This window comes from Cryobacterium sp. Y50 (genome assembly GCF_002929805.1).
GTDB lineage: Bacteria > Actinomycetota > Actinomycetes > Actinomycetales > Microbacteriaceae > Cryobacterium.
The window spans coordinates 16,688-30,027 of sequence record NZ_PJJM01000062.1 but is presented as its reverse complement, the minus strand read 5'-3'; the positions used below and the strand labels follow the sequence as shown (position 1 = coordinate 30,027).

Below are 13,340 nucleotides of genomic sequence, written 5' to 3'. Positions count from 1 at the left end.
CGCCATGCTGCGAGACGGCACCCTCTACGAAACTGAACACCAACTCGCTGCTTGACAAAAACATAGGGGCACCCCCCATTTGGGGTAATGTAAGCACGCCCCCGGGCGATTCGCGCGGACTGGCCGCACGGTGAACGAATTACAGGAGCGGTCAGATGAACCAGCTATTCTTGCGCGCGAGCGGATGCGCCGCAGCGCTCGCGCTCATCGCTGCCTCCCTCCTTATGGCTGGCCCGGCCTCGGCCGCGACGACCACCCAGATCATCAGCGGCGTCACGTATACGCTCGACGACGCGGCCAATACCGCCTCGGTCACTGACTACGACCACTCTGCGGCGAGCGTGACCATTGAGTCCAGCGTCGGCTCGTATCCGGTAACGAGCATCGGCGTGGACGCCTTCCGGGTAGCGTACGAAGACACCACGTCCACGAAACTCAGTTCCGTTTCCATCCCTGGTTCTATCCTCGCCATTGAGGACGGTGCATTCCAAAACAATGCTCTGAACCCCATAGCGATCCCTGGATCGGTCATCACCATCGGGGCATTCGCTTTCGCCGACAACGACCTGACCACCCTCGCGCTGCCCGACTCGGTGCTCTCCGTCGGCGCTTTCTCCTTCTTTGCCAACAAACTCACCACACTCGATCTGGGTGAGTCCATCGTCGACATCGGCGGCACGGCCTTCAGCGGTCATCTGCAGGGCAACGGCACCGACAACAATATCAGCTCTGTCGTGATCCCCAACTCCGTCATCACCATTGGCGACGGCGCCTTCCAGCACCTGAACAATCTGACCGAGGTCGTACTCGGCGACTCGGTTGAAACTCTCGGTGAATACGCCTTTGGCTTCTCCTACAATCTTGAATCGATCAGCATCCCCGATTCAGTCACGACCATCGGACCGTATGCATTTGCAGTGAGCGGGCGTCTTTCCGAGTTGGCTTTGGGTAGCGGGGTCAGCACAATCGCCGCAGGCGCGTTCCAGCAGACGGCGCTCACATCGGTGTCCATTCCCAATTCCGTCACCGAAATCGGCGACTTCGCCTTCGCTTATGGGCACTTGACCTCGGTGAGCATCGGCGCGTCAGTTTCCAGCATCGGTAACCAGGCGTTCTCCAACCAATCAGACTTTATGTCCCATGAATTCGTCAACGATCTGACTTCTGTGTCCTTCGCGGGCAATGCCCCCACGGTGTTCACTGCCGGTTCTGAGCAGAACCAAGGCTCGCTCGGCTTCAGTACCGGCCTGACGGTGTCGTATTTCTCGGACCGCACCGGCTTCACCAACCCCTGGCAGGGGTACGCCACGACGCCCGTCGTGCGCGATGTCACAGCGCCAACCATCACGATCGATGGCGGCGCCTTTGTGACCACACTCGATCTGACACCGGCGATCACCGGTACCACCGGCGAAGCCGCCGGCACAACCGTCGCCGTGACTCTCGGTGATCAGACATTGACGACGACAGCGACCGGAACCGGAACCTGGGCAATCTCCCCCACGGTCACCGCGGGCAGCTACACCGTCACAGCATCCGTCACCGATCAGGCCGACAACACCGGAACCGCCACCCAGTCCTTGCGGGTCAACTCTCAGAACCCCGCAGCGTTACCGCCGGCCAGCACCACCGCCGAACTCGAGACCTTCATCGTCGACAACAGCCTCGACAGCGCTGCCACCTCCGCAGCCTTCATCGCCACCGGAGCCACAGTGGGCAACCCGCTCGACTCGCTCGACACCAGCGAACCCTTCTCGGGAAACCTGCCCTGGTCCGATCCCACGGACAGCTTTGTCGATGTCTACGCGTACTCCTCACCGACTTTGCTCGGCACGTTCCCCGTCGTAAATGGCATGGTCATCATCAACAGCGTCAACCTCGCCGCCTTGTCAGCCGGCGCCCACCACCTCGTCTTCATTGGCCAGACTAGCGGCGCCGTCTCGGTACTCAACATCACCGTGCAGCCCGCGGCAACAACGACAACAACCGCTGGTACACAGAGCAAGCTTGCACTCACCGGTGTCAATTCATCCGCACCGATCGGCATGGCACTCGCACTCGTCCTCCTCGGATCCGCGCTCCTGCTCAATCGCCGCCGAACCGCGACGCAGCACTAGCACCCCGAACGACCCGAATGTCTGAGCTGTGAAGCAGGCGACCTGCCCCCGGGGCGTCGCCACCTGAACAGGGCACCGGCGATGCCGAGGGCGAGCGGAGCCAACGAAAGAGCGGCGAAGGCGAACCCCCTACTACCAGTGCGGCGGGCGATCCTGCAGCAACTGTGCCTCGTTCGCGCTGGGTGCGCTTCCGGTGTGCGCGACACCGCCCTCTTCCCGCAACACCGGCGGATGCGGGTTCGGGTCGGTGTCCGGTGCCGGCAGCAGCCGGGCGCGCCGAGCCGTGCCCGCGGCCTTCACGATCGGCTGACGCTCGGTACCTAGGCGCGGCGCATCGTCTCGAGCGGTCACGCGCCCGGCCGCTTCGGCGCGATCGTGGAGGCGTCGCCGGACGCAAAGGGCGGGGCATCCGTTTGAGGAACACCGGCGATGGCGGCGACGCGCGCCGCCACGGCGTCTGGGTTACTAAACAATTCGAAGCTATGCACGCGCAGGTAGTGCCAGCCGAGACGACGCAGCACCTCGGGACGCAACCGCAGGGACTCGCGCAAGCTCGCGCGCCCGACGACGGCATCCGTTTCGACCACGATGGCACGCGTGCCGTAGGAGGCGGCGAGGGCGAGCTTACCGCGGTGCCCGAGGCGTACGCTCAGGCCGAGCTTTTCGAGGCGGCCTCCGAGGTCTACCAGCATGGCCTCGCTCGCGTCTGGAACCTGCACCTCGTCGCGGCGGGCCTCGGTCTCACTGAGCACCTGGGACAGCGCGAGGATGCCGTGGCGCTGGCGATCCTCGTCGATGTCGGCAGGACGAAAGCAGGACACGATGTCGAGCGCGCGGCGGGCCCGGGTCATGCCGACCGCGAGCAGGCGTTCGCCGCCGGGTTCGCCGAGCGAACCGAAGTTCGACAGCAGACGCCCGTGCGGGGTGCGGCCGTAGCCGATCGAGAAGATTACCCGGTCCCGGCTCTGCGCCACGGCCTGCTCGAGGGTGAGTACGGTGAACGGTTCGCTGCGATCCTTCAGGATGAAGTCGGACAGGTCGGTGCGCTTCGCGAACGCGGCCAGCACAGCCTGCTGCACGCGAACGGCGTGCCGGGTGCTCGCGGTGATCACCATGAGCGATTCGCGCGGGCGCTTCGATGCGTGGTCGAGCACGAGGTCGACAACCTTCACGACCTCAGCGTCCACGCTCTCGATGGCGCCGCTGTCGGCGTCGGGCATGCCACGACCACCGGCCACATAGTTAATGGTCAAGCTGCCGTGGCCGAGAAAGCTTCCAGCCCAGGGCAGCGAGTCGATGCGGCCACCGTAGAAGCGGTGGTTGACCAGTTCGGCGAGGTCTTCGCCGCCGGCCCGGTAGCTGCGGGTGAGGGTCAGGGTCGGCAGCAGTTCGCCGAGGCGGGCCAGCGCGGAGTCGGCGTGCAGGGCATCGACCGAGACATCGGGCGTCGGCGCGGCCTCCCCCGAGGCCGAAATTCCGGTCTCGAACGCTGACGGCGTCTGGGTGACCGGGTCACCGAACGCCACAATCTGGCGTCCGCGGCGAATCGCGCCGACGTTTTCGGCGAGGGTCGTCGCTCCAGCATCGACGAGTAGCACTGTGTCAAAGGTGATCTGGTCGCTGATGTCGGCGATCTCGTACGGCGAGGCGAGCCAGACCGGCGCGAGCACCCGCCCGAGGTGCGGGGCGACCTCGCTGAGCCGGGCTGGTGTGGCCCGGTCGGCGCGCAGCAGGCGGCGCAGCTGATCGGCTTCCTCGGGAAAGTCGACGACGCCGATCTTCCAGGTTTCAGCCAGTAGCCAAGCCAGCAGCTTCCCCGAAGCGGATGCGTGCGCCTCGTCGACGAGTTTGAAATCGGCCTCGAGGCGGTCCAGTACCTGCGTGTTCGCGTTGAGAAGGGCTCGGTCGCTCGCCAGCATAATCTCAAGCACGGACTGCCACCAGGCCAGTTCGAGCTCGGCGGCGACGTTCTCCTCCGACACGTGCCGCTGGGACAGGTCGGTCATCAGCGGGTCGAGGTTGTGCTCGCGCAGCGTTGCGAGCAGCGCGGTGCGCTCGTGCAGGTTGGCGAGTACCTCACTCTCGGCGGCGAGGCCGGAGATCATCGACACCAGTTCACCGAGCTGACGCCCGGCGAGGGTGCGCGGCGTGCCGACGGTGCCGAGGGGAACGTCGAGCAGGCCGAGGTCTTCGGAGACGCGCTGAAAAGCGACGTGCACGTCGTTGATGCCGACGGGCACCTCAGGCGTGACTCCGGCGGCGGCGTAACGTTGCCAGAGCGTGCGCTGGTCTTGGATGCGGCGCAGGCTTTCGTTCATGTCGTTGACCCGCACGCCGGGGCGCTGGTATTCCTCGGCGAGCCTCCGCAGGCGGCGACGGCTCGCCGAGCTCATCTCGGAGGATTCGCGGCGCGACGACGTGGCGGCGATCAGCTCGGTGAGCGACCGGTCGAAGACGCCGGGTTGGAATTTGTCGAGGGTTTCTCGAATGTCGAGCAGCAGGCGCAGGTAGATGCCGAGTTCGTTGATCGTCTCGAACGGGCGCAACCGGGTCTGGCCGATCAGGCCGTTGGCCCGTTCGAGCAGCCGCGGCAGTTCGATCTGGTTGATGCGCTTGGCAAGCTGGTGTGAGTTGGAGGCATCCGCTGTAGAGGTGAACGAGGCGCCATACCAGGGTGAGTCGCCGGGGCCGTAGCGGAATTCGCCAAGAATGGCGGCCTTGATCAGGGTATTGGCGGCGGCTGATCGGGAGTGAGCGAGCAGTTCGAGGGCGTGCCGGTCGAGCCGGGCGGTGGTCGACGGCGGCTGCGGCAGCTGGGCAAGGCGGGCGAGTTCGCCGAGGGCATCGAGTACAGAGACACCGAGGGCTGAGTCGCGGCGGGTGAGCGCCGATCGGTAGTCGAGCAGCACTTTGCGCAGGCGCACCAGGGCGTCATCGACGTCGCCGACCCGCGGCTGGGCGGCTTTCTCATTGCGGGTGATGGACTGGATCAGGTCGCGGCGCAGCGTGCGCGGGGTCACGGCGATGCCGGGCAGGCCCACCTGCACGAGACGACCGGCGATTCCGTCGAGACTGGAGCGGCGTGCGCTGACAACGAGCACACGCTTGTGCTGGGCGACGAGCGAACCGATGGCGTTGACGATGGTCTGGGTACCGCCGGTGCCGGGCAGGGTCTTCACGACGAGGGAGTTGCCGGCCGCGATCTGCGCGACGACGTTCTCCTGCTCGGGGTCGGCGTCACCGAGCAGCGTGTCGGTGGCCGGTGGCCGTGCGTCCTGGCCGATCGGAACCACCGGGTTGTAGGCAGACTCGATGTTGCGCTTGGCGGTCATGTTGCCGGCGACGGCGTCGAGCAGTGGGTGGTCGAGGTTCGAGGCGTCGGCGGCCAGTGCTTGGCCGCAGGAGGCGAAGCTCGAGACGACGAGGCGGGGCACTACGTTGAACCAGGGCAGGTGCGAGGTCAGACCGCGCAGGCGGTCGATGACCGGCTGCGGTTTGAACGCACCGTTCGTGACGGCGAGCGCCACGAAGGCGTCGGCGTCGAGCACGATCTGAAACTGGTCGTGCAGGGCGCGGGCCAGTTCGGGGTTGAGAAAGGGCTGGCCCTTGAGCTTGAGCTCGTAGTCACGGCCGTAGCGGCGGATCGCGAGCGGGCGCAGCAGCACCGGGGCGCTGTACTCGACGTCCTGATAGCGCCATTCGGCGAGGCCGATGGCGAGGTTGACCGACTCGATGCCGCGCATCGAGCGCAGTTCGATGCCCTTCTGGGTGATCTCGTTCGCGGCCAGACGGGCGTTGCGCAGCGCGAGTTCGTCGCGAATGAGGTTGGACAGCAAAGTGGTCTTGCCGATGATGAACTGCGGCAGCCCGCCGGGATGGGTGGCGCTGAGCTCGATGCGGGTGCGGGCTTCGTCGGTGAAGTGCAGCAGCGGGGAGCGTCCGCCGAGCGCGGCGAGTTCGTCGCGCCAGCGCTGCCAGACCGGCTCGGCAATGTTTCCGGCGGTATACGCCGGGTCGCCCAAACTGAGGTTATGGGGACTGGTCACGTTTTGCGGGTCGCCGGGGACGACGTCCAGGTACTTGGAAAGCACGTCGTCGTCGTCTTGTTTTCTATCGAGGTGCCACACAGGGATACCCTAATTGCGAAATCACCGGTTTGCCCTGAGGCGACCGGGGTTTCGCGTGTATTGGCCCCTCATAGCCAGTTTCGACGCTTGAACACGAGATACAGGGTCAACCCCATGCCGAACATCAGAGCGAGCGCCAGCGGGTAGCCAATGACCCAGTGCAGTTCGGGCATATGGTCGAAGTTCATTCCGTAGATGGTCCCAACCAGGGTCGGCGCGAACAGAATGGCAGCCCAGCTGGAGATCTGCTTGACTTCCTCGCTCTGCGCGAGACTGGTCTCCGACAGGTGCCGCATTTCGTCGTTCTGGGCTTGTCCCACCAGGGTGCTGTGCACTGTGAGCGCGTTTTGCAGCAGTTGCCGAAACGCGTCGCCGCGTTCGACGATGCGCAGGGTGTGGTCGAGCACGTCGCGCAGGTGCCGGTGTAGCTCCAGGTCGACGTTGTACTTGTCGAAGCCGCGCTGCATGGCCTCAAACATGCTCACGAGCGGCTGGGTGGCCCGCTGAAATTCGATCACCTCGCGGGACAGGGCGTAGATGCGCCGGCTGACCTCTTGGTCGCCGTCGAAGAGTTGGTCTTCGATCTCATCGATGTCGTTTTCGAGGCCGGCCACGACCGGCCCGTACTCGTCGACGACCTGGTCGAGAATCGCATAGAGCACGGCCTCCGGCCCGAGGGCGAGCAGGTGCGGGGTGCTCTCCATGCGATCGCGCACCTGGGCCAGGTCGGGCGATTCCGCGTGACGGATGGTCACGACGAAGTCGGGCCCGACGAACACGTGCAGCTCACCGAATTCGACGCGTTCTTCGTCGTCTATGTAGCGCGCCGGACGCAGCACGACGAACAGGATGTCGCCATAGCGCTCGATCTTCGACCGTTGATGGCCCTTGAAAGCATCCTCAATGGCCAGATGGTGCAGGCTGAACTCGGTGGCGACGGCGCGCACTTCCTGCTCGCTCGGCCGGTACAGTCCGATCCAGGCGAAGCCCTTATGCTCCTTCATAACCTCGAAGGTCTCGTCCAGGCTCGGCGGCGTCGCCACCCGGCGCCCGTCCACGTAGACCGCGTTGTCGACCAGCGCCATGGGTTCTCCTTGCTCGAAGTTCCAGTGTGCCACTCGGGTACGGTTGCACTGTGACGCAAACGGATGTCTCCCTCCTCCTGGCTCCGCGGGCGCCGCTCCCCGCGCCCGACCGTCAGCACCTGGCCGAGGCCGTCGCGTGGGTCTTGCGGATCGAGCTTGCCGAGGTCACAATCGAGCAGCGCTGCGAGCGCTGCGGCGGTACGCATGGGAAACCCCGTGTGCTGCGGCCGCCGGGTGCCTTCGTGAGCCTGAGCCGCGCCGCCTCGACCGTCGCCGTCGCCGTCTCGTTGGTCGGGCCACTCGGTGTCGACATTGAGAGCGTCGGCGCTGTCAGCCGGGCCGGGTTCGACGACGTCGCATTCAACGGGGGCGAGCGCGAAGTCCTGCAGGCGGTGCCGGTGGGTGAGCGTGACCGGGTGCGCGCAGGGCTCTGGACGGCGAAGGAAGCGGTGCTTAAGCTGTCCGGCTCGGGGCTGACTGTGGACCCACGGGAGCTGAGCGTGGCGGGGCGGGGCGGGGCGGCATCCGCTTTGCTGAGCTGGCCGGGCAGCAGCCTCGATCTGAGCCAGGTACACCTCACGAGCTTTGACGCTGGGCCAGGTCTGGTCGGAACGGTGGCCACTCTCGGTCCGAAAGCACGCCAGATCGTGCTGCTCTAGAGGCTCGGCAGGGGTCGCTCTTGCACCCAGCGAGCGACGAACCCGCCGATCGCCCGACTGCCGGTGTGCTCGGCGAAGAACTCGATGAAGTCGTCGGTGGAGACGTACCCGTGCCGCCGGGCCGACGTGTAGGCGCGCAGGGCTGAGAAGAAGGCCTCGTCACCGAGCGACTTGCGAATGGCGTGCAGAGCGAGCGCTCCGCGCTTGTAGACGCGGTCGTCGAACATGGCGTGCGGGCCCGGGTCTCCGACGACGATGTCGCGGGGCAGCGCAGCGACCTTGCCGCGGTGCAGGGCGGCCAGAACGTCGGCGGTGCGACCGCCGCGCTGCTCCTCCCAGAGCCATTCGGCGTAGCAGGCGAAGCCCTCCTGCAGCCAGATGTCCTGCCAGCGGGCCACTGTGAGGCTGTTGCCGTACCACTGGTGCGCCAGTTCGTGGGCGATCAGCCGGTCGCTGCCGTGGTTGCCATCGACGTGGTTGCTGCCAAACACGGCTAGGCCGTGCGCCTCGAGCGGAATCTCCAGCTCGTCCTCGGTGACCACGACGGAGTACGACGCGAACGGATACGGGCCGAATCGGTCGGCGAAAAACGCAATCATCTCGGTGAGGCGGGCGAAGTCGGTGCTGACCCGGGTCGTCAGTTCAGCCGGAAAGTACAGGCTGTGGGCGACCGGCCAGGCAGCGAGGTCACTGCGGCGATAGCGCCCGATCAGCACGGTCGCGAGGTAGGTGGCCATCGGCTCCCGCACATCGAAGGTCCAGCTGGTGCGCCCGGAGCGGCTCGACTGCGCCGACAACACCCCGTTGGACACCACGGTGTACCCCGATTCACAGCCGACGGTGATGCGAAACGTGGCTTTGTTGCTCGGATGGTCATTGCACGGAAACCAAGAGGGGGCCCCGCAGGGCTGCCCGGAGACGAGTACGCCGTCGTCGAGTTCTTCCCAGCCGACATCACCCCAATTGCTGCGCACCGGATGCGGCGCCCCGCGATAGCGCACCACGACCTCAAACAGGGCCCCGGCTTCCACCGGTGTGGCGAGCGTGATCACGAGTTTGCGGGCCGTGTGCGTCACCTTCGCCGGCCGCGCACGGTTCACTGTGACTTTTTCCATACTGAGGCCGGCGAAATCGAGACTGAATCGGTCCAGCCGCATCAGCGCCCGCGCGGTGATGATCGCGGTGGCGTTCAGCCGGTTGGTGGCCACTCGGTAGTCGAGGGTCAGCTCATAGTGCTCGGCGCTGTAGCCGCCGTTGCCGGAGGTAGGAATATAGGGGTCGCCGGCGCTGGCGGCACCGTAAGTGGTCTGCAGAGTCTGGCCCATCAGTCAACTATTCCACGCTCGACCACGGCGGCTGGTGCCACGGCGTGATCGGGTTGCCGGACCAGAGCGACCCGGTCGGCACGCGTTCGCCGCGCATCACGAGCGAGCCGGGGCCGACGGTCGCTCCGGCATCGATTGACGCCGCTGGCAGAATGACACCGTTCGGGCCCAGGGTGGCACCCTCCGCGAGTTCGACCGCGTCGAGCTGCATGATCCGGTCGTGAAACAGGTGGGTTTGCACGACGCAGCCGCGGTTGACGGTGCTGCCGGCGCCGAGTCGTACGAGGTCGGCTTCGGGCAGCCAGTAGGTTTCGCACCAGACGCCGCGTCCCACCGTGGCGCCGAGGGTGCGCAGCCAGACGGCGAGCGCCGGCGTGCCCGATGCTTTCTCGGCGAACCACGGGCGGGCCACCATCTCCACGAAACTGTCCGACACCTCGTTGCGCCAGATGAACGATGACCAGAGCGGATGCTCCGACGCGTCGATCCGCCCGACCAGCGTCCACTTGACCACCGTCGTGACCGCGGCGGCGACCGCGCCGGCCACGAGCATGACCACGCCGGACAGGGCGATGGCCGCGCCAAGTCCCAGCCATAGCCAGACCAGGTCGAGCAGGGCAAGCACGAGCAGCGCGATCCACGCTGTGGTGAACCCGGCCACGATGCGCAGCAGTTCCCAGAGTGACCGGGCAACTTTCAGGCGAACGGGAGGATGGAACGTTCGCGAGTCGTCGGCATCCGTTTGCCTGCGCCGCAGGCGGGCCGGCGGGTTGCCGAGCCAGCTGGAGCCGCGCTTAGCCTTGCGCGGCGTCGAGGAGAGCACCGCGACGAGCCCGTTGCGCGGCACGGTACGACCGGGGCCTGCCATGCCGCTGTTGCCGAGAAAAGCCTTGCGACCGATCTTGGCCGGGCCGATGTGCATCCAGCCGCCGCCGAGTTCGTAGCAGGCGACCATGGTGTCGTCGGCGAGAAAGGCGGCCGGGGCGATGGTTGTCAGCGAGGGCAGCAGCAGCACGGTCGATGCCTCGACGTCGGCGCCCACCTTGGCGCCGAGCAGGCGCAGCCAGGTCGGGGTGAGCAGGCTTGCGTAGACCGGAAACAACACGTTGCGGGCACCGTCCAGGATGCGTTCGGTCATCCAGACCTGCCAACCGATGCGGCTGCGCACCGGATAGTAGCCTTCCCGCAGCCCAACACCGAGTGCTCTCACGAAGGCGATCACGAGCAGCGCGTAAGCGAGCCCGCCGGCCAGAACGGCGACCGGCATGATCAGGGCGGCCCGCAGCACGGCGACACCGAGATTGCCGGTGTCGCCGACGGCGCCGCCGACGATGAGCGCGCCGAGCGCGAGGGCAAGTGTGGGAACCGCAGTCATCGCAACGGAGCCGGTGGCGAACGCGCCGAGCCAGCGGCTGGCTCGTGCCGGTCGTTCGGCCGGCCAGGGACGTCGGGCCGATCCGACCCGGCGGGCCGGGGACCCGGCCCAGCGCTCTCCAGCCGGGACCCGCGAGGAGACGGCGGCGCCGGACTCGATCTCCGCGCCGTTACCCACATGGGCGCCACCGAGCAGGGTACTGCGCGAGCCGATCCGGGCGTCGGCGCCGACGTGCAGGTGCCCGATCCGCAGCACGTCGCCATCGATCCAATGACCGGCCAGGTCGACCTCGGGTTCGATCGAGGCCTGGGCGCCGATGCTGAGTAGGCCGGTGACCGGCGGCAGCGAGTGCAGGTCGACGTCGCGGCCAATCTCGGCACCCAGCGCCCGGGCGTAGTAGCTGATCCAGGGCGCACCGGCCAGGCTCGCAGCGTCAACGAGCAGGGCTACCTGCTCGGCGAGCCACAGTCGCAGGTGCATGGAGCCGCCGCGCGGGTAGTTGCCCGGCGTCAGGTTGCGCAATAGCAGCCGTGCGGCGACGACCGCGATTAGCATCTTGCCGGGCGGCGTCACGAACAGCGCAAAGCCCAGGGCCACCCACCACCAGGACAGCGTCGGCGCAACGGGAGCCCCGGCCAGGCTCAGCAGGTTATTGATGATGGCGAGGTAGACCAGCCAGCGGGCGCCGCCCAGCACGTGCAGCGGAATGCCGAGCAGCGTCTGCGCGAGCTGGCTTGAGGCTGGCGTCGGCAGTACGCTGCGCAGCGAAGGGGCCTCGACGGGAGTGCGCGCGTCGAGTTCCTCGGCGAGCGAGCCGATGCGCGGGTGGTCGTAGAGGTCGGCGACGGTGGTTTCGGGGTGCCGGGTGCGCACGGCCGACACGAATTGCGCGGCCGAGAGCGAGCCGCCGCCCTGAGCGAAAAAATCATCGTCGGGTCCAGTCACCGGCACGCCCAAAATGGATGCCCACGCCTCTGCCAGCCACGCAGCCGTCGGCGACAGCGCCGCGGCCTCGTCGGCCGAGGCCGGCAACGGCCAGGGCAGTGCTGCCCGGTCGACCTTGCCCGAGGTGCGTGTGGGCAGCGCGTCGACGATGGCGAGCAGTGGCACGAGCGCGGCGGGGAGTTCCTCGCGCAGCCGGCCGATCGCGGCCGACCGGTCGAACGGTGCGCGCGCGTTGGCGAGGGCGATATAGCCGACCAGAACGTGGTTTCCGGCCGGGGTAGTCTGCACCACGGCGGCGCCGCTGGCGACTCCGGGAAGAGCGCCCAGGGCCGCATCCACTTCACCGAGCTCGATGCGGCGGCCGCCGAGTTTCACCTGATCGTCGGCACGGCCGGCAAAGACGATGCCGGCCGTTTCGAAGCGCACCAGGTCACCGCTGCGGTAGGCGCGATCCCAGCCGAGCTGCGGGTGCGGGGCAAATTTCTCGGCGTCCTTCTCGGCGTCGAGGTAACGGGCCAGGCCGACGCCGCCGATGATGAGCTCGCCGGTCTCCCCCTGGGCGACCCGGTGTCCGGCCGCGTCGACGACGGCGAGATCCCAGCCGTCGAGCGGCAGGCCGATGCGCATCTCACCGACACCGTCCACGAGGGCGCCGCAGGCGACGACGGTCGCCTCGGTCGGCCCATAGGTGTTCCAGACTTCGCGGCCGCGAGTGGCGATGCGGGCGACAAGTTCGGGCGGGCAAGCCTCGCCGCCGAAGATGAGCAGGCGCACGGCCTCGAGCGACTCTTCCGGCCAGAGCGCGGCCAGGGTCGGCACGGTCGAGACCACGGTGATGCCGTGGGTGATCAGCCACGGGCCGAGGTCAGCGCCGCTGCGCACGAGCGAACGCGGCGCCGGCACCAGGCAGGCTCCGTTGCGCCAGGCCAGCCACATTTCCTCGCAGCTCGCATCGAAGGCCACCGAGAGGCCGGCCAGCACGCGGTCGCCGGTTCCGATCGGTTCGCCCTGCAGAAAGAGCCCGGCTTCAGCGTCGACGAAAGCTGCGGCCGAGCGGTGGGTGACGGCGACGCCCTTGGGCACGCCGGTCGAGCCGGAGGTGAAGATGACCCAGGCGTCGTCGCCGGGCGTCGGAATGTTGCCGGTCGGAAAGACCAGCGCGGGGTCCTCCTGCGGTTCGACGCGACGAGCGCGCAGTGCCTGCACGTCGAGGCCGTCGCGAGGCGCAAACACGCCGCCGCCTCCGATGATGCCGACCACGTGGGCTTCGGCGAAGACCAGCCGGGCTCGTTCCTCCGGGTCGTCCGCGTCGACCGGCACGTAGGCGGCGCCCACCAGTAGCGTGGCCAGAATCGACACGTACAGGTCGCGGGTGCCGGACGGAATGCGAATTCCCACGTTGTCGCCACGCCGTACCCCGGCCAGACTCAGCGCATTCGCCTGTGCCTGCACGCGTAGCAGCAGGCCGCGGTAGCTGATCGTTCCGGCCGCGTCTTCCAGGGCTAAAGCATCCGGATGCTGCGCCGCGGTTTCCGCAATAATGTCGGCGAGGGTGCGAGCCGGCTTGGCCCGGTGGGCCGCCGCCAGCGCCTCTTGACCGTGCGTGCCCCGATCCGACGTGTTCTGATGACTTTGGCTCTGGTGCTCGCTCACACTGCTCCTTGATCTGGTCGTGGCAGTGGTGCACGGCGCGAAAACACCAGTCTA

7 protein-coding genes are annotated in these 13,340 nt (G+C 67.2%); 2 read left to right on the top strand and 5 right to left on the bottom strand.

Annotated elements, in window-relative coordinates:
• Window positions 1–155: 155 nt before the first annotated feature.
• On the top strand, window positions 156–2,117 hold the full coding sequence (locus tag CXY73_RS02615; RefSeq protein WP_104176743.1) for a leucine-rich repeat domain-containing protein: 1,962 nt from the start codon (window positions 156–158) through the stop codon (window positions 2,115–2,117).
• Window positions 2,118–2,249: 132 nt separating this feature from the next.
• Here the strand turns inward: CXY73_RS02615 and CXY73_RS02610 are convergent, their stop codons facing one another.
• From CXY73_RS02610 to CXY73_RS02600, 3 genes are all read right to left on the bottom strand, one after another.
• On the bottom strand, window positions 2,250–2,468 hold the full coding sequence (locus CXY73_RS02610) for a hypothetical protein (RefSeq protein WP_104134491.1): 219 nt from the start codon (window positions 2,466–2,468) through the stop codon (window positions 2,250–2,252).
• On the bottom strand, window positions 2,465–6,244 hold the full coding sequence (locus CXY73_RS02605) for an ATP-binding protein (protein ID WP_104176742.1): 3,780 nt from the start codon (window positions 6,242–6,244) through the stop codon (window positions 2,465–2,467). The genes CXY73_RS02610 and CXY73_RS02605 overlap by 4 nt, the downstream gene beginning before the upstream one ends.
• Before the next feature lie 68 nt (window positions 6,245–6,312).
• On the bottom strand, window positions 6,313–7,329 hold the full coding sequence (locus CXY73_RS02600; RefSeq protein ID WP_104176741.1) for a magnesium and cobalt transport protein CorA: 1,017 nt from the start codon (window positions 7,327–7,329) through the stop codon (window positions 6,313–6,315).
• Window positions 7,330–7,379: 50 nt separating this feature from the next.
• On the opposite strand from CXY73_RS02600, the gene CXY73_RS02595 reads away from it, so the two are divergent.
• Window positions 7,380–7,988 carry a 4'-phosphopantetheinyl transferase superfamily protein gene (locus tag CXY73_RS02595; protein ID WP_158253998.1) on the top strand — a complete coding sequence of 203 codons (609 nt, stop codon included), beginning with the start codon at window positions 7,380–7,382 and terminating at the stop codon, window positions 7,986–7,988.
• On the opposite strand, the gene CXY73_RS02590 is transcribed toward CXY73_RS02595, so the two are convergent.
• A complete protein-coding gene (locus CXY73_RS02590; RefSeq protein ID WP_104176739.1) occupies window positions 7,985–9,313 on the bottom strand; it encodes a M1 family metallopeptidase in 1,329 nt (442 codons plus the stop codon). The two genes, CXY73_RS02595 and CXY73_RS02590, sit on opposite strands and share 4 nt — an antisense overlap.
• A 7-nt stretch (window positions 9,314–9,320) precedes the next feature.
• On the bottom strand, window positions 9,321–13,220 hold the full coding sequence (locus CXY73_RS02585) for a Pls/PosA family non-ribosomal peptide synthetase (protein WP_199185256.1): 3,900 nt from the start codon (window positions 13,218–13,220) through the stop codon (window positions 9,321–9,323).
• Between the last annotated feature and the right edge of the window lie 120 nt (window positions 13,221–13,340).

Excerpts from the sequence above, each read along its gene's own strand:
- CXY73_RS02590 (WP_104176739.1), bottom strand. The coding sequence starts at position 9,313 with ATGGGCCAGACTCTGCAGACCACTTACGGTGCCGCCAGCGCCGGCGAC.
- CXY73_RS02600 (WP_104176741.1), bottom strand. The coding sequence starts at position 7,329 with ATGGCGCTGGTCGACAACGCGGTCTACGTGGACGGGCGCCGGGTGGCG.
- CXY73_RS02615 (WP_104176743.1), top strand. The coding sequence starts at position 156 with ATGAACCAGCTATTCTTGCGCGCGAGCGGATGCGCCGCAGCGCTCGCG.